This window comes from Streptomyces sp. NPDC059564, from assembly GCF_042735575.1.
Taxonomy (GTDB): domain Bacteria; phylum Actinomycetota; class Actinomycetes; order Streptomycetales; family Streptomycetaceae; genus Streptomyces.
The window spans coordinates 1-16,025 of sequence record NZ_JBHWBP010000160.1 but is presented as its reverse complement, the minus strand read 5'-3'; the positions used below and the strand labels follow the sequence as shown (position 1 = coordinate 16,025).

14 protein-coding genes and 4 pseudogenes are annotated in these 16,025 nt (G+C 68.1%); 5 read left to right on the top strand and 13 right to left on the bottom strand.

The genetic code is table 11. From position 1 onward, the window contains the following. Positions 1-431 precede the first annotated feature (431 nt). Positions 432-944 (top strand): RICIN domain-containing protein, encoded by a 513-nt coding sequence (locus ACFV0Q_RS24530; RefSeq protein WP_385008506.1) that lies wholly within the window; start codon positions 432-434, stop codon positions 942-944. Positions 945-1,223: 279 nt separating this feature from the next. On the opposite strand, the pseudogene ACFV0Q_RS24525 reads toward ACFV0Q_RS24530, so the two are convergent. The 4 genes and pseudogenes from ACFV0Q_RS24525 to ACFV0Q_RS24510 form a co-directional block, all read right to left on the bottom strand. Beyond that, positions 1,224-1,417: pseudogene (locus tag ACFV0Q_RS24525) on the bottom strand (ATP-binding protein); the annotation flags it as partial. A 61-nt stretch (positions 1,418-1,478) separates the two neighbouring features. Further along, a pseudogene (locus tag ACFV0Q_RS24520) lies at positions 1,479-1,643 on the bottom strand (ISAs1 family transposase); the annotation flags it as partial. A gap of 363 nt (positions 1,644-2,006) precedes the next feature. Continuing rightward, on the bottom strand, positions 2,007-2,189 hold the full coding sequence (locus ACFV0Q_RS24515) for a hypothetical protein (RefSeq protein WP_385008505.1): 183 nt from the start codon (positions 2,187-2,189) through the stop codon (positions 2,007-2,009). Between the two features lie 354 nt (positions 2,190-2,543). Continuing rightward, positions 2,544-3,997, bottom strand: a pseudogene (locus ACFV0Q_RS24510) (M4 family metallopeptidase). 383 nt (positions 3,998-4,380) lie between these two features. Between ACFV0Q_RS24510 and ACFV0Q_RS24505 the strand changes: the two are divergent. Continuing rightward, positions 4,381-4,545 carry a hypothetical protein gene (locus ACFV0Q_RS24505; protein ID WP_385008504.1) on the top strand — a complete coding sequence of 55 codons (165 nt, stop codon included), beginning with the start codon at positions 4,381-4,383 and terminating at the stop codon, positions 4,543-4,545. 409 nt (positions 4,546-4,954) lie between these two features. On the opposite strand, the gene ACFV0Q_RS24500 is transcribed toward ACFV0Q_RS24505, so the two are convergent. Further along, a complete protein-coding gene (locus tag ACFV0Q_RS24500) occupies positions 4,955-5,950 on the bottom strand; it encodes a DUF5937 family protein (RefSeq protein ID WP_385008503.1) in 996 nt (331 codons plus the stop codon). 61 nt (positions 5,951-6,011) lie between these two features. On the opposite strand from ACFV0Q_RS24500, the gene ACFV0Q_RS24495 reads away from it, so the two are divergent. After that, positions 6,012-7,265, top strand: coding sequence for an MFS transporter (locus ACFV0Q_RS24495; RefSeq protein WP_385008502.1), 1,254 nt, complete (start codon positions 6,012-6,014; stop codon positions 7,263-7,265). A gap of 569 nt (positions 7,266-7,834) precedes the next feature. On the opposite strand, the gene ACFV0Q_RS24490 is transcribed toward ACFV0Q_RS24495, so the two are convergent. Next, positions 7,835-8,254: a winged helix-turn-helix transcriptional regulator gene (locus tag ACFV0Q_RS24490; protein WP_385008501.1), complete on the bottom strand. Its 420-nt coding sequence runs from the start codon at positions 8,252-8,254 to the stop codon at positions 7,835-7,837. 106 nt (positions 8,255-8,360) lie between these two features. Here ACFV0Q_RS24490 and ACFV0Q_RS24485 point away from each other — a divergent pair, with 106 nt between their 5' ends. After that, a complete protein-coding gene (locus tag ACFV0Q_RS24485; protein ID WP_385008500.1) occupies positions 8,361-9,305 on the top strand; it encodes an NADP-dependent oxidoreductase in 945 nt (314 codons plus the stop codon). Between the two features lie 83 nt (positions 9,306-9,388). Here the strand turns inward: ACFV0Q_RS24485 and ACFV0Q_RS24480 are convergent. Both ACFV0Q_RS24480 and ACFV0Q_RS24475 read right to left on the bottom strand, forming a co-directional pair. Next, a pseudogene (locus ACFV0Q_RS24480) lies at positions 9,389-9,571 on the bottom strand (TetR/AcrR family transcriptional regulator); the annotation flags it as partial. A 504-nt stretch (positions 9,572-10,075) separates the two neighbouring features. Next, positions 10,076-10,978 carry an SDR family oxidoreductase gene (locus tag ACFV0Q_RS24475; RefSeq protein ID WP_385008499.1) on the bottom strand — a complete coding sequence of 301 codons (903 nt, stop codon included), beginning with the start codon at positions 10,976-10,978 and terminating at the stop codon, positions 10,076-10,078. 129 nt (positions 10,979-11,107) lie between these two features. Here ACFV0Q_RS24475 and ACFV0Q_RS24470 point away from each other — a divergent pair, with 129 nt between their 5' ends. After that, positions 11,108-11,446 (top strand): transposase, encoded by a 339-nt coding sequence (locus ACFV0Q_RS24470; protein ID WP_385008498.1) that lies wholly within the window; start codon positions 11,108-11,110, stop codon positions 11,444-11,446. A gap of 439 nt (positions 11,447-11,885) precedes the next feature. Here the strand turns inward: ACFV0Q_RS24470 and ACFV0Q_RS24465 are convergent, their stop codons facing one another. From ACFV0Q_RS24465 to ACFV0Q_RS24445, 5 genes are all read right to left on the bottom strand, one after another. Further along, positions 11,886-12,548, bottom strand: coding sequence for an IS5 family transposase (locus ACFV0Q_RS24465; protein WP_385008497.1), 663 nt, complete (start codon positions 12,546-12,548; stop codon positions 11,886-11,888). A gap of 307 nt (positions 12,549-12,855) precedes the next feature. Then, positions 12,856-13,326 (bottom strand): DUF5959 family protein, encoded by a 471-nt coding sequence (locus tag ACFV0Q_RS24460; RefSeq protein ID WP_385008496.1) that lies wholly within the window; start codon positions 13,324-13,326, stop codon positions 12,856-12,858. Positions 13,327-13,410: 84 nt separating this feature from the next. Continuing rightward, positions 13,411-13,911, bottom strand: a complete 501-nt coding sequence (locus tag ACFV0Q_RS24455; protein WP_385008507.1) for an ATP-binding protein — start codon at positions 13,909-13,911, stop codon at positions 13,411-13,413. Between the two features lie 405 nt (positions 13,912-14,316). Continuing rightward, on the bottom strand, positions 14,317-14,814 hold the full coding sequence (locus tag ACFV0Q_RS24450; RefSeq protein ID WP_385008495.1) for a hypothetical protein: 498 nt from the start codon (positions 14,812-14,814) through the stop codon (positions 14,317-14,319). A 27-nt stretch (positions 14,815-14,841) separates the two neighbouring features. After that, a complete protein-coding gene (locus ACFV0Q_RS24445; protein ID WP_385008494.1) occupies positions 14,842-15,852 on the bottom strand; it encodes a hypothetical protein in 1,011 nt (336 codons plus the stop codon). Positions 15,853-16,025 lie beyond the last annotated feature (173 nt).

Genomic DNA, 16,025 nt, shown 5'->3' with positions numbered 1-16,025 from the left:
GGGCGTCAGTCAACGACACACATCAACCAACGATCCGATGATCTGAAAGAAACGGCCTAGCCACCGCGCGTGGATGGGCCGCCAAGCACGGCCACCTCCTGGCGCCGCTGGACGCCGCCTTCCAAGGCGCGGCTGTGGGGATCCGACCGAAGAACACCCGGGGCGCCGCGCGGAAGGGGATGGAGGTCGAGCAGCGGCGGGCCGAGGGGCTACCGGTGGAGTCGTCGGCCTGGGCGATCACACGGGAGCGGCGCGAGCAGCTGGAGGAGACCGACCCGTCACGGTGCCCGGCGTGGCCGGTGACACGGCAGCGCGGCTTCCACCTCGTCCGGCAGCAGCAAAAGCGCAACTGGACCCACTCGGCGGATATTTACAGCACTAGAATCGCCCCCCAAGAGGGAACAACCGTACGATTTTGGGGGATGAGAAGGATGAACAGCACCACCCGCACCCGGTACCTAGGCCGTACCATGGCGGCAGGCGCCGCCGCGCTGGCCTTGGTGGGCACGAGCCTGCTGATGAGCGCCGGCTCTGCCTCTGCCGCGAACGGCACTTATGCGACCTACATCATCAACAACACTAGCGGCATGTGCCTGGACGTCAGCGGCGGCAGCGGGGCCAATGGGGCGCCCGTCGTTCAGTGGCCGTGCAACGGCGGCAACAACCAGAAGTGGTTGCTCCGGGACGGCCAGCTCGTCAACCTGGCGAGCGGCAAGTGCCTGGACATCCCCGGCGGCCAGGGCGCCGGCGCGCGGCTCGTCCAGTGGGCGTGCAATGGCGGTGGCAACCAGTACTGGCGCGCGATGGGCGACAACTACGGCGAGACCTACGTGAACGACGCGACCGGCGGGCTGGTGCTGGAGATGCCCGGCGCCACGACGAGGGCCGGTGCCCAGGCCTCCGTGTGGTACTACAACGGCGACCAGCACCAGATCTGGCACTGACCGCGGCGCGCCGTCGGGTGGGACGGCGCCTCCTGCTGCGACCGGGAAGGTTCGCCGGGCGGCGGGTCCGTTACGGCCCTCTGTCCGGCGGGTCTGTCCATTTCCACGGGAGGAAGAGTCTCCGGGTTCCGTCCAGTCCGCGCACCGGATGCGAAGCGTGACGCTGACCGCGCACAACTCAGCAACCTCCCGCCCGTGCAGGGCTCCAGTTGGTCGGCTCGGACCGGTAGCGGTGTGGAGGTGATCAGGACTCGCCGCTGTCTCGATGCTGAACGGGGGCTCAAACCAGACCACCTTGCCGCTGCTTAGCCGGTCGCACCCCAGCGCCGCGCCAGGTAATTCACCACGTGGAGCCCCCTCCCTGCCTCGTCGATGCGCCGAGCCCGGCGCTGGCGCGGCAGCTGCGGGGAGTCGTCGCCGACCTCGCAGCGCAGCACGTCCGTGCGCAGCAGCCGCAGGGTCGCGGGCCGCTCCTGCCCGGTCCAACACGTCGCCGTCGATGCGTCCCAGCAGCCGTCGTACCGTCGTTTCCGCAGGCGTGCGTCGCTTCGGGAACAGCGGGTCGGGCCGTACGCCAAGGCGCTCCAGGACACAGGACGGGGCGTCAGCGATCCACTCGCCGACCGCCGGCAGGGAGGTCGCCCCAGCCGGAACCGCGCACGCGGTGAGCGCGAGCACGGCGACCAGGGCGTGCCGCACGCCGCGCGGGTCCCGAGGGGGGTCGGGCACCCCAGCCAGTCGCTCCAGCAGGCCCGGGATCTCCTCGGGCACGGCCTCAGGATGCTGACGGAGTTGGTCAAAGGCAGGCGGGATCGGCGATGAGGCTTCGGCAGGCACGGTCTTCCCGTCGGATCATGGGGCGTCGAGAACTCCATGATCTTGGAAGCCCGCGCTTGCTACGTTCCGGGGCCAACCAAGCTGACAGATCGCCACGGACCGGGCCTCACACGAAAACGCTGAAGCCCTGCCAGTCGGATATTCACCATCGGGACTCCAGCGGGGTTCTGCGTAGCAGCTGGACCCACGGACTCGCTGCACAGGGCTCCGACACCCGGGTCAGGGTCAGCACCGCAGCTCCGCCGCGCGCTCGCACATCACCTCCACGGCGTCGGACAGCTGAGGACGCGGCCCGGGGTGGGCCTCCCGGATGAGCTTCACCGCGTGAAGCCGCCGAGTGCTTCTGATCAGCTCGTCCACCTCTTCCCGGACCACCGGCAGCAACGCGTCCCAGATCGAGTTCTCCATGTTCCGATCCAAGCAACTCACCCTCTCCCACCGCCACCGTATTGACGATGCGCCCCGCACGAAGACCTGCTCAGGGAACCCGGGTAATGGCGGGCGATAACCCCACCGTGGCCCCTCACATCGACACCCAGGGAAGCCCGTGCCTGCTCTGCATCCAGACCACCACCAGCACATATCGGGGTAACCCGCTCAAGCCACGACTGCGCCGAGGCCCGGATCTGCCCGGTGGCTGCGATCCGGCCGACCGCCGGGCGTTCCCAATTCGGCTGCCCGCTTCCCGCAGTCCGCCGGAAGCGGCGGAAGCCCCGTCGGGCCCGCAGGCCCGCAGGGGCGAGGTACCGCTCAGGAGCCGGCTCAGCCGTTGACGCCGACGGCCTTCCAGGCGGCCGCCACCTGCTGGTACTCCGCGCTGGTCGATCCGTACAGGTCACCCGTCGCCTGCAGGGTCGCGGTGCGCGCTCCCGCGTAGTTGGTGGTCGACGTCATGTAGGTCGAGAGCGCCTTGTACCAGATCTTGCAGGCCTTGGTCCGGCCGATCCCGGTCACCGTCGAACCGTCGTAGGTGGGCGAGTTGTACGAGACCCCGTTGACCGTCTTCGTTGTGCACGTCGAGCCGGCCCACGGTCTTGGACCAGTAGTCGGCCGAGGCGCCGTCCTTGCTGGGCTTGTCCATGTAGCGCAGCGGCGTGCCGTTGCCGCGGATGTCGATCTTCTCGCCGATGAGGTAGTCGCCGACGTCGGCCGAGTTGTTGGCGAAGAACTCCACCGAGGTGCCGAAGATGTCGCTGGTGGCCTCGTCGAGGCCGCCCGACTCGCGCCTGTAGTTCAGCTTGGCCGTGGCGGCGGTCAGGCCGTGGCTCATCTCGTGGCCGGCGACGTCCAGGGAGGTGAGCGGCTTCTGGTTGGCGGCGCCGTCGCCGTAGGTCATGCAGAAGCAGGCGTCGGACCAGAAGGCGTTGACGTAAGCGTTGCCGTAGTGGACGCGGGAGCAGGCGGCCTTGCTGTCCCCGGCGATGCCGTTGCGGCCGAATTCGGACTTGGAGAAGTCCCAGGTCACGGCAGCGCCGTAGTGGGCGTCGGCGGCGGCCGTCTGGCGGTTCGACGGCAGTCCGTCGCCCCACTTGTCGCCGGCGTCGGTGAACAGGCTTCCGGTGCCGGTGGTGCCGCCGTTCAGGTCGTAGGTCTCGTGGCCGCCGCGGATGCCGTCGGTCAGGCTGTAGGAGCCCCGCTCTGCGTGGTGTCCAGCGTGACGGAGCCTGAGTACTGGCTCGTGCCGGTGCCGGTGTCGATGGCCTCGTAGGAGTACAGCTCGGCGCCGGTGGCGGCGTCCGTGATGACGTGGCGCTCGCTGGGGGTGCCGTCGTGCTGGGTGCCGGTGACGACAGACTCGTAGGCGAAGACCGGGTTTCCGCTGGCGGCCCAGACGACCTGGCGGGCACCGGCGGGCGCGGCCTTGAGGGAGGCGCGGGCGGCGGGCGGGGCTATTCGGGCCTCGATGCCGTTGGTGGTCCTGCGGCTGCCGTCCCCTTCTTCTCGTGGACCACCAGATCGCCGCCGAGGACCGGCAGCCCGGAGTAGGTGCGCTCGTAGCGGGTGTGCACCGTGCCGTCGGCGTCCTTGATCACATCGCGGGCCACGAGGCGCTCGTCGTCGGCCAGGCCGATGGCCTGCGCGGTGTCGGCCGCCGGGTTCTGGGCCGCGGCGATCGCCTGGACGCGCGCGTCGGCGGCGAGGGCGAGCGCGGTGGCTCCCGCCTCGCGCTCGGCCGAGGCGTTGGCGGATCCGCTCTGGACGGAGATGGCGACCATCGCCGCCGAGGCGACGACGGCGGCGGCGCGCAGCACTCGGGTGCGGCTGCGGCGGGTGCGGGATGAGGACGTGGGGAGGGGCACTCGTGCTCCTTCAATTGCCGTGGGGGGCCAGGCGGTTGAGATTGCCAGGAAGGAGCGGTGGATTGGCAGGTATGCAACAAACATGCGCTCGGGTCTGGACTGGACCGTCGTGCGCCTCATCGCCCCAAGAACACACCCAAGCCGTCGAGGGTACGGGTCGGGGCCGATGTTGGAGTGGCATCATCCCGGCGGCGGGAACTGCTGTACCGACTTCTCCCATCGCGCGGCCAACACGGCTCTCTGCGGTCGGGCAGACTGCCACCACAAACGACGGGAAGACCGCCCTGCACACGGCGGCAGTGGCCGGTCCGACGGCCGGCCGCGCCCAGGGCGCCGTCGACCGCGACCTGCGCGCGATCCTCGCCGAGGGACTGCAGGAGATCTGCTGCAAGGATGGCGGAACCCGAGCCGACCAGCTACGGGTCGAGTTCACCGACATCGACTACTTGGTCGTCTCCTTCTGAACCCCGCCGCCGGGGCACGCCCAACCCGGACGCGGGCTGTCCTGGTGGGGCGTCGCCGCGTTCGAGCGCGTCAACGTCAGGCACTACCCGGAATGGGGGTGCAATGGCCACTGCGGGGAGCGGCCTTCGGACGGGCTGCCGTCACACGTCGCCGGTCACCGCCCCCGCTCGGCGGCATCCAGCCCGCTCTCGGGTGAACCGGGCAGGACAGCATGCGGGCTGTCGGAGTCCCCCTGCTTCCCTGCCTGCATGGCCCAAGCCCACGAAGACCTGTAGCAGGCCGTGCGCGAGCTGGCCCGGCACGGACGAGTGCAGACCGCAGGGGTCCGCGCGCTTGTCCGTACCTGCCACGACGCAGCCGGGCTCGTACGGGCTCGCGCCGTGGACCGGGATGTTTCATGGCCGGGTCTCAGCGGTACAGGGCTTCGCCTCTGGCGGTTCTGGCGTACAGCACGATTCGTCCCGTGCGGTGAGGTGCGATCAGGCCTGCCTGGGCGAGCTTGTGCAGGTGTGTGGATACGCCGCCCGGAGCAAGTCCGGTTCGGTTGGCGAGCTCCAGGGTGGCGGCTGGGGTTTCGAGGAGGTCGAGGAGCCTGGCGCGGGTGGCGCCCAGAGCTGGGGCCAAGTCGGCGGAGTCGGCGGCGGATGACTCCCACAGGGTTCCGATGCCGCGAACGGGGTAGCGGATCACGGGGATCCAAGGCGCTGACGTCTTGACGTAGAGCTTTGGCCACGCGAACGCCGATGGCACGAGGACCAAGCCGCGTCCCTCCAGCGAGCGGTGCGGATCGAGAAGACCCGCTGCCCGCCGGCGGGCGATCCGCAGGGTTCCGGTGGCCTGGTCGAAGGTCAGGTCGGGGTGGATGTCGGCGAACATCGCCGCAGGCCCGCGCTCGGTAAGCGAGCGCGCCCGGTAGTGGATGTCGGACTCGAGCAGTGCTCGGATCCTCGGCCAGGTGGGCGCCAGGGTGCGCTGCCAGTACTGGAACAGGTCGGCGACGACTGTTTCCATCTCACGGCGCGGGGCGCGGACCATCGGTACCAGACCGACCGGCAGATCGTCGCCGAACGCCTCGCCGAGGTCCCGGCGTACAACGTGGGCCGGGGTACGGAGCACCTCGTCGAGTTCGTCGTCGAGTGCGGTCAGGGGTGACAGCGGGGTCGGCGCGAGGAACCCGGGAAGGTGGCGTGTCGGGCCGGCGGTGAGGTCGTACGCCGCCGACGGCCGGGGGCCGGTGAGGAGTGGGTCGTGGCGGTGGTCGGACAGCCATGGCATGTGGATCGCGTGGCTTGCCGGTTGCACCAGCGTCCGGATGGACGCAAGCAGCTCCCAGGCCGGGGATACGGCCCAGCGCAGCTGGCTCAGATCCGCCGTACTCAAGGTCAGGGTGAGGGTCGGGGCCACGAGGATTCACTCTAGCGTGAATCTATTGGGCCGGGCGAGGGGTTCCGGGAGGCTGCATTCCATGACAGAGACAGCTGAGGCAATCACGGTGGCCGCGGCGCCCGTTCGCAAGGACGGCACCCGCTATCTCACGGCGTCCGGGGTTGCGTTGTGGGGTGCCCAGATCGGCCAAGTGGCCGTTCCGCTGACGGCGGTCACCGTTTTGCACGCCGGGGCGGGAGGGACCTCGCTGTTGAAGACCGGACTGGCCCTGCCTTTCGTGATCCTCGGACTGCCGGTCGGCGCGTGGCTGGACCGGGTGCGGCGCCGCCCGGTCATGATCGGCGCGGACCTGGTGCGGGCTGCTGCGCTGATCACGGTGCCCGCTGCCGCGTGGGCCGGGTGTTTGACGATGACCCACCTCCTGGCGGTCGTGGTGATCCAGGGCGTTGCGACGGTGTTCTTCGACCTGGCCACCCAGAGCTTCGTGAAGGACATCGCCCCCGGTTCCCTGCTCCCACGCACCAACGCGAGGCTGGCCACGATCACGCAGACAGCGGTCGTCGCAGGTCCGCCGTTGGCCGGGTGGGCGGCCGGACTGCTGAGCGCGCCGGCAGTGCTGCTCGTGATGGCCGCGGGATACCTCTGGTCCGCGGGGTGGCTGTCCGCGCTCACCACCCCTGAGCATCCGGCCGGTGGCGCTCCCCGACTGCGTCTCCTGCACGAGATCGGCGAGGGCGTCGCGTTCGTCTTCCGCCAGCCCGTTCTACGCACCGTGGTGGTCTCCGGTTCCATGGTCAACATCGGCACCGCCGGTGTGATGACCCTGCTCCCGGTCCTCGCACTGACCGAGCTCGGATGGAGTGAGGGGACGCTCGGGGTGTTCCTCGGCGCCGGCGGCGTCGGTGGTCTGGTCGGCGCCCTGACAGCCGTCAGGTTGGCCGAACGACTCGGTGCGGGCCGAGCCGTCCTATTCGTGGGGATCGCGGTCGCACCCCTGGCCATCACCATCCCTCTGCTCGAGCGGCCCGTGCCTGGGCCTCTTGCAGCCGTCGGGTGGGCGCTGGTCATGCTCAAGGTCGGCTTCGACTCCGTCCTGATGATGACTTTCCGGCAGCAGGTCACGCCCGCCGGACTGATGGCCCGGGTCAACGGCACCATGCGCGTGCTCTTCACCGGCGCCGTCGCTCTGGGCTCCGCCACAGCCGGTGCCCTCGCCACGGCCGGCGGCGTCCGGTGTGCCTTGGGCGTCTCGGCCGCTTGCCTGGCCTGTGTGTGGATCCCGATCGCTCTGTCGCCTCTTCGGCGCATGACCACCCTCGGAACCCACCCGTAGCCGGCCACGTCGAGACGCGCTCACGGGCGTGATGCCGTGGAGCCCCGGAAGCCGCCGAGGCGGTGTGTGCGGACGAACGCGAGTGCGCGGCCGCGGGCATCGACACCGACTGGCATGCCCGCATCCACCTCCCGGCCGAGTGCCTCCTCGTCGCCGGCCGGTCCAGGGAAGCGGGCGGCTGTGCCGGCGCTTCCAGGGCTGACGGCCGGGAATAACGGCGCATCGCACCGCCGAGCGGTGACCGCCAGCCCATCCACCCTGCGCACGACACCTCGCAATCGAACAACGGGGTAACGCTCCGCGACGCCTCCCCAAGATCTGTGCCAGAACCGGCATTTCAATACCCTGCTGAGCTGGGAGATTGTGTCGCTGACAGTGTCCCAGGTTCGCGACAGTTAGCGGGCCTACGCTTCTCGGTCAAGGCGTGATCTGCGGTGACGTCATCGATCTCGCATCAAAAGGGCGCACGCCATCGGCTCGGTGCCGCCGGATGGATCCTCGTACGGTCCGTGCGTGCAGCAAGTCCGGCAACGCACAGCAGAGGATACGCACCGCCGTTCCGGTTGCCGTTACGGCGTCACTGGCTGTGGTTCGGCGCTACGTTGGAGGTCGAACGCCTGGCGGGCGGCGGCGATCTCCGGGACGTGCACCACCGACCACTCCGCGATCGCGGTGGTCAGCCGTCCGGCCTCCACTCCCAGGTCGCTCAGGGCGTACTCCACACGGGGCGGAACGGTGGCGTAGACCGTGCGGCGGACCAGGCCGGCCCGTTCCAGCTCGCGGAGCGTCTGGGTCAGCATCTTCTGTGTGATGCCATCGAGGAGGCGGCGGAGTTCGTTGAAGCGCAGCGGCCCGTCCTGCCGCCGCAGCGCCGCCAGGACATACAGCGTCCACTTGTTGGCGAGCACCTCGACGACCGTGCGCGACGGGCAGTCGCGGCGGTAGGTGGAAGTCCAGCGGTCGAGGCCCTGTTCAGAGGTAGTACCCATAAGGTACCTAGATATCAAACAGGTGCCTTCTATGCAATGGGTACCGCAGCCCACCAGGATGGGAGCCGCGATCAAGCGGTCGCAGTCCCGTGAGGAGGGGTATCCCATGACCAACAGCATGCACGCCGTGAGCCAGCGGTCCTTCGGCGGTCCCGAGGTGCTTGAGCTCGTCGAGACCGACCGGCCGAAGCCGGGGCCGGGCGAGGTCCTGGTGCGGATCCGCGCCGCCGCGGTCAATCCCGCCGACTGGAAGATCCGCTCCGGAAACGTGCGCAGGTTCGGCGAACCACCGTTCACGCTCGGGTTGGACCTGTCCGGAGTGGTCGAGGCCGTCGGCGCGGAGGTGACCCGGTTCCGGCCCGGTGACGCGGTGTTCGGGAACGCCTTCCCGCCACACGGCGCCTACGCGCAATACGCGGTCACGTCGGAGGAGTGGCTTGCCGCCGTTCCACAGGGCGTGGACCATGTGCACGCTGCCGCGCTGCCGACCGTGGGCCTCACTGCCTGGCAAGCGCTCACGCGCGTCGTCTCACTGAGTGCGGGTCAGCGAGTCCTCATCCACGGGGCGGCCGGCGGGATCGGCCACCTGGCCGTGCAGATCGCCAAGGCGCACGGCGCGTACGTGATCGGAACGGCCCGCACAGGCAAGCACGCCTTCCTGCGCGACCTGGGCGCCGACGAGGTCATCGACTACACGCACGTCGACTTCTCCCAGGCCGTGCGGAACGTCGACATCGTCCTGGACCCGATCGCCGACGACTACGGGCCCCGCTCCCTGGCTGTGCTCGCGCCGGGCGGCACTCTCATCGACGTGCGCGGCACCGGTCCCGACCGCAGCAGCGTCCGGGAGCAGGCCGCGGCACTCGGCCTGCGTTTCGTCGAGTTCGGCTTCACCCCGTCCGGGACCGATCTAAGGAGCATCGCTGAACTGGCAGAAGGCGGCGCCTTGCAGGTCTCGGTCGAGAAGATACTGGAGCTGCGGGAGGCGGCCGAAGCCCACCGACTCAGCGAAGCGGGCCGAGTCAAGGGCAAGATCGTCCTTACCGTCTGACGCAGCAGCACACGCCCACCCCAAAGGCGGGGATCGAGGTCGCTTGCTGGCCCGTCCGGGACCGCCGCGTCGATCAGCAGGTGGTCGAGGCTCGGGAAGTAGACGTAGACCGTGCGGCGTGACACATCGGCGGCGGCCGCGATCTCGTCGATGGACGGCGTCGCTCCACCAACGCTCAGCCGCACCGCGGCGTCACCGATCGCCTTGCGGGTACGGCGGCGCTGAGCTTCGCGTCCGCCGCGTCGGACCGGCTCGTCACTGGTCATCGAGGTCTGTCGCTCCCGTTCGCTCTGGGTTGTTGATCTCTTGACGCCCCCGCGCCAGATCCGTTACGCCAATTGTCGGTATCTGTCTCACGCAGCTGGATCGGCGTAAAGCTGCTGGTACCGACGGTCGCGCAATTGGTTCAGGATCTGATCTCGGGCGGGCCGTGGGCCCAGGGCGACCTGGACGTCCTCATCATCTTCGACACCGGGTACGAGGCCCCTCGCGTGGCCCACCTCCTTACCGCCCTGCCCGGGGAAGTGCTCGGCCGACTGCGATCGGTCCGGGTCGTGCGTAAGCCTGTGGCTCGCCCCCGGCTCTGCCCGCCACGGGGCGCAGCCCGCCTCCTCTGTGGCTTCCTCGTGTGCCGCAGAGTGGGGCGGGCTGGCCCGGCGGCCGCAGGGCCGATTTTCGCGTCGTACACGACGGGCGGCCGCCCGATCGAGCGTCGAAGGCAAGCCGTCGGCGCGGGAACCTGCGACGCCGAACGAGGAGAACGCGTCGGATCAGCCCGTGACAGTACCGGCCGATTCCTTCGCCTGCCGCACGGGATCATCCGAGAGGTCGGATGCGTGATCTGCGGCCCACTGTGCCAGCGTGCGGCCCGGCCTGCCCAGGACTCGTTCGACATCGGGCAGAACCTCGGGCGGCTCTTCCGCGTACTCGGCCTGATAGCCCAGCAGGTATTCAGCGATATCCCACGGCATCCCGGCCGTGATGTATGAGGCGCGGGCCTGACCGTACGTCAAGGGCTCGAAGCTCAGCGGCCTGCCCAGGCCCTGGGCGATCGCTGCGGCTTGCTCCCGTTGTGTGAGCTGCTGTGGCCCACTCAGCGAGTACGCGTGCCCGGCATGGCCATCCGAAAGGAGCGCGGCAGCGGCCACTTCGGCGATGTCCGCCTCGTGGAGGGGGACTCCGAGCGCTTCGGGGAAGGCGCTACGCACCGTGCTCTCCGCGCGGATCGACGCCCCCCACATGTCCAGCTTGTTCACGGCGAACTCGCCCGGCCGAATGTGCGTCCACTCCAGATCTGAGGCTTCGATGACCTCCTCGACGTCGCGCAGCATTTCGTAGCTCCCTGGCCGCCGCACGGTGACGGCGAGGCCGGAGAGATCGACGATGCGCCTGACCCCCGCGTCCGCGGCGAGCTCCACGAAGGCGCGGGCCTGTTGTATCGCACGTTCCGGGTCGAGCACTCCGGACAGGTAATAGACGCCGTCCACTGCGTCAAGTGCCGTTTCGGCTCCGGTGAGGTCGGTGAGGCTGCCTGCCACCACCTCGACCGCAACGGGAAGTTGAGCTTCTTCGGGGTTCCTGGTCAGGGCCCGCACTTGCTGTCCGGCCCCGAGCAGCCGGTCGACCAGGACGCGGCCGGAATTTCCCGTCGCACCCGTTACGAGAATGGTCATGGATTCCCCTTCGTGGTTGGTGCCGAACTCGTCGGTGGGCGGCCGACGATAGGCCCGCGTGGCTCTTGTGCGCACATCTCATTTGGCAGATCAGCGGGGTCACCCATCACGGGTGCGTACGATCATGGAATGGAGGCACTCGCTCAGCGCCTGGTCCCCGACGAGATGTGGGTGGCGGCTCGCCCGCTCCTCCCCGACCTGCCGCTGCGGCCCCAGGGCGGTGGCAGGGCCGCGACTGACGCACGCAGGGTCATGGTCGCCGTCGTCTACGTGGTCACCAGCGGCTGCGCGTGGCAGCAACTGCCCTCCACCTTCGGGGTCAGCGTGCCTACGGCCCACCGCTGGTTCACCCGCTGGAGCGGTGCGAATCTGTGGCAGAACCTGAGCGAGGCGACGTCCCACACCCCGGCGCTCGCCGCCTGGACCAGGGCGATCCACGAGTGTGCGGCACGCCGCTTCTACCGCTGAGAAACTCACCAAACGAGACATGGCACCAGTTCCGGCGCCCGTCACGGGCAGACCGGCTTGCAGCACCTACGCGCCAGCACCTCATGCCCCGATGTCCCGGTGCCGCACCGGCCAGGTGCCCAGGCGGCGGTGTCGGCGGGCAGGCATGTGGGTTCAGGCCGCGATTCCGTGAATCCCCCGGTCATGATCGGAGCAGGATCCGGGTGCGGAGGAGGCGGAACGAGGATCGGCCGTACATCTGTCGCTTGATGGTCTTGATGCGGTTGACGTGGCCCTCGACCATGCCCGTTCCGCGGCGACGGCGGGGTGCTGGGGGTGCGTCATGATCCAGCGGACGACGCGTCGGGGCTCGGGGCCCGGCCTTGGCAGTGGGCCGGACACCGGCTGCTGCTTCCGTCCTGGTTGACGGAAGTCTGAGAGGTCGTTTTCGTCCGGCGTTTCATCCCGGAGTGGGTTGTTTAGTGGCCTTCTTCGGGCCACGCCAGGAGATGGTGTTCTCACCGGTGAGGCGGCGGACCATGAGGTCGGTCATGGCGAGGTGAATCACTTTGCGGACGCGCGGGTGGTCGGCGGCGACCTGGTCGAGCAGTGTGGTGCCGGCGACAGAGTCCTGCACGCTCGACGCAGTGACCAGGACCCCGATGAGGGGCCCGAGTGTGTCGGTGACGATGCTCCGCTTCCTGCCCACGATCTTCTTCCCGGCGTCGATGCCCTGGCTGGAGGCGTGAACGCTGGTGGAGGTCTTGACGCTCTGCGCGTCCATCACACACGCCGATGGTTCTGCGTCCCGCGCTTCCTTCTCCCGTAGCAATTGCCTGAGCAGGCTGTTGAGCTGGGCGAACACGCCCTCGTCCGCGCACTTCGCGAAGTATCCGTAGACCGTGTTCCAGTGCGGGAAGTCGTGCGGGAGGCAGCGCCACTGGACTCCGGTGCGGTCCAGATACAAGATCGCGTCCATGATGTCGCGCAGGTCGTGCTCGGGCGGCCGGCCGAAATCCAGGGCCCTGCCACGGCGCTCGAGACGCCGGGCGGCAAGGACCGGCTCGATCAACTCCCAGCGGGCATCGGACAGATCACTCGGATACGGACGTCGCTTGGTCATGTTTCCGGCGTACCGCCGCGGAGCGAATGCACCCAGGCGCGAAGCCGCGACGGCGGAGGCACACGGCCCCGAAGACCGGACATCGTGGGATGAGACAGGAACAGACCGCATCCCGCCTCTCCTGTCACCCCATCCGGCAACAGACCCCCACGCACACCCCCTACCTCACCATCACCACGACGTCGCACTAGAAGAACCATCTAATACCGCTGCAAGACAGGTGAAAACTACCTCTCAAAGAGCGTTTTGTCCCGGCAGGGGTGTTTGAGAAGTAGCCGAGTTGGCAATTTGGGGCTCGTCGCGTGACCTAGCGCTTGCAGCTGGGGCGCCACTCGTAGGCCATGGGAGCCGTCTCCACGACCTCACTGGGCCAGGTCGCTCGAACCTGGTCGAGTCGCTGGTGGTGGTCCTGGATCCAGGTCTCCGGAGGTTCGATCCCGAGCATGGCGCTCAGGCGGTCGGGGTCCTGGACCGTCAACGACAGCGTGCGGTCCTCGTGCATGAAGAAGTCGAGACTCAGCCCGCGGTCGCCACCGATCGTCGCACCTTTGCCCGGCGTAAGCAGGGTCAGGTCGCGCTGCCAGGTGTCGAGATCCTGCTGGAACAGGTAGATCTCAAGCCTGGCATCGACGAAACTCGCGGTGACCAGGACATCGGCTCGGAGAATGTCGTGTCCGGTCAGAATCCCGGGCTGATAGCGGCCGGTCACGCGGACGACGCAGCGGTTGTCATCCGCGTCTCCCAGATCTATGAGGTTCACCGGGGCCGGTTCAGTCACCGTAGGACTCGCTCTCTTGTGAGGGGCTGAACTGCATCCTCGCCTATCGCCGGGTGGGCTTGTCGGACCGACCTCGTGGTTCGGCTATGACCCCTTCCAGCTCGGGGTGGATCCCTGGGTGAGCCTGCGGCTCATCAGGTCGATCATCGCGACGCGGATCACGGCTTCGGAGCGGTGCGGATGAGTTTCGTAGTCACGGGTCAGGCGCCGGTGGTTCATGAGGTTCGCCTCTCCGCGTTCGAGGCTCTCGTAGCCCACCCCGTCGACCTCGAGGACGCCCGGCCGCAGGTAGGTGCCCGGCTTGTTGGCCAGGCGCCCGGCTGCTTCGGCGGCTTTGCGGTTGCGGACCATGTCGTCGAGGCTGGTGAAGTAGGCCGAGTAGCCGGCCCGGCAGGCCTCGATGGCCAGAGCGACGGCGATGCGTGTCTTCCCGACCCCGGGCGGCTCCAGGAGAGCGGCGTTCGCCTTGGCCTCAACGAACGAGAGGGTGGCGAGGTCGTTGACCATGCGCGGGTCGAGGTCGGGCTGGAACGAGAAGTCGTATTCATCGAGCGTCTTGTGGTGCGGCGGCCGGGAGGGCCGCAGGCCCTGGCTGAAGCACCGGTCTTCGCGGACGGGCCAGTTCCTCAGAGAAGACCAGATCGAGGAAGTCGAGGTAGCCCATCTTCGCCAGCACCTCGGTGTCCTCCACGACCCACAACGCCTACTCGATCCACCCCCGGCCGGAGCGGTGCACGCCGCGCCGTAGGCCCATCTGCCCTGACTCGAAGCTGCCCATCAACCCGTCATGGTGGGGCAGGTGGCCAGCGGCACCGAATCCAATCTCGTGTCCTATCGGGCATTCATCCGCCGTGCGGATGACGTCGAAGGGCGCCTCGCTCTGGCAGTTACGGTGTCGGCAAGAGTCGATGAACCTGCGCCAGTTGGTCGGCCGGATTGCCTGACCTCGATCTTCGGGCGAACCGCTCACACCCCTCGCATAGCCTCCTCTCAGAGGGCGAAGCCCGAGATCAGGCTCTGCTGAAGCTCGATGGCTCGGCGGCACTTCTCATTTTCCCGCTCCATCCCGAGCGTCACCCGTCCGGTGAGCTGGGAGGTCAGGATCGCCTCGTAGCACGAGGACAGTACATTGAGGGCGGCGTCGGATTCCCTTCCCTCAGAGAGGGCTTCCACCAGGTTTTCGATCGCCATCGAGAACGGCCCCACACCAGGACGCACCGCGACCTTTGGCAGCAAATCCAGGGTGTCGAAAAAATCTTCTGCCCATGCCTTATCCACCAGCCATTCCGGAGCGGATTCCCGACAGGTACGGATGGCTGAGCCTAGAAGTTCTGCGATAGGGAGTGGAAAATACTCATTGAAGGGGGGGTCGAAGAGTTCAATGGTTCCCTCAACGACGCTGGTGGCCAGGTCGAACATCCGGCCGCGATCCAGCTGTCGGATTACGTCGGCGCGGTCGGAAATTTCGTAGTCCCACAGAATCAGCATTACCGTCAACCCTCGCGGAGATCCCGGCTACTTGAAAATCGGTCTCCGTTGATCCCACAGTTCGATGTTCGGATAGTTATTACCCCGGTCTGCGCAATTCTGCCGGTCGGCGCCACAGGCCGGACGTGAGGCTGCGATGATACCGTCGCCCGGTTCTTCATGTTCGTCGATGGCGTTGAACAGGATTTGCTCAGCGTCCGTGTCGAGGCCCGGATTGAGATCGGTGGCGAAAATGCGCCGGTAGCCGAGCTTGTCCGCCAGTTTCCGCACGGCCTCGCTGGTGCGGTTTCCGCTCACGGAGTACACCAGGTGGCCCCCGAGTTGGCCGGTTGCGATGGTGTTCCCCTTGTCAGCACGACTGCCCACGCCGAAGGCATCGTGGAGGGCCTTTGCGTCGGCTAGCAGCTTCTGCGGGCTGACGGTGGCCGTGGTCGGGTTGCCGGGCGACACCAAAGCGCAGTTGTAGGGACCGGATCCCTGGCCGGCCGAGCCGCCGGTGCCGCACGGATCCTTTGCCTGCTGCTGTTCCTTCTTCTGCTTCTGTACCAAGACAGAGACGTCGACCTGCGCGGTCGCCGTGACGAATGCCTGCCCTGTGCTTGCGATGGTGTACTCGACCGGGACGCCGCCCTGGGCACTGGACTGTGCCTGAGCCTGGGCCTTCTTCTGGGCTTCGTCTGCGGCGAAGACCGGTCCGGCCGCGCCGTCGAAGCAGCTGATGTCACTGGTGCCGTTCAGCGACAGGGACGCCGTTTGGGTGCAGCCGCCGGCTCCCTGACCGTCGATTTGGACGGATGCCGTCATCTCGGCCTGAACTTGGCCGCCTGTGACCGTCGCGTTGGGGGCAGTCGCAGTGACGTGGGCGGTGACGTGGGCCGTGACGTTGCATCCAGCGGCACTACAGGAGAGATCGGCGTTGCCGTTGAGATTGAACTGAATGCTCTCGTCGACCGCGTTGGACTTCAGATCCTGGGTCTTGTCCGCAAGGTCGCTGTACGTGGCGTCGACGTCGTTGGGCGACATCGCCGGGAGGTCCATGTCGCCGAGGCCACCAGGGCTCTCAGACCGGGCGCCTGCAACCTCGGTGAAAGCGGCTTTCCGGACGTCGGCGGGTTGGCCCGGCCCTGGCCAGCCGAGGGACTGGGGAGTGGATGGGGAAGGACGCGGTGGGAAGGACGGGAGCGAGGGCAGGGAGGGCAGGGAGGGCAGGG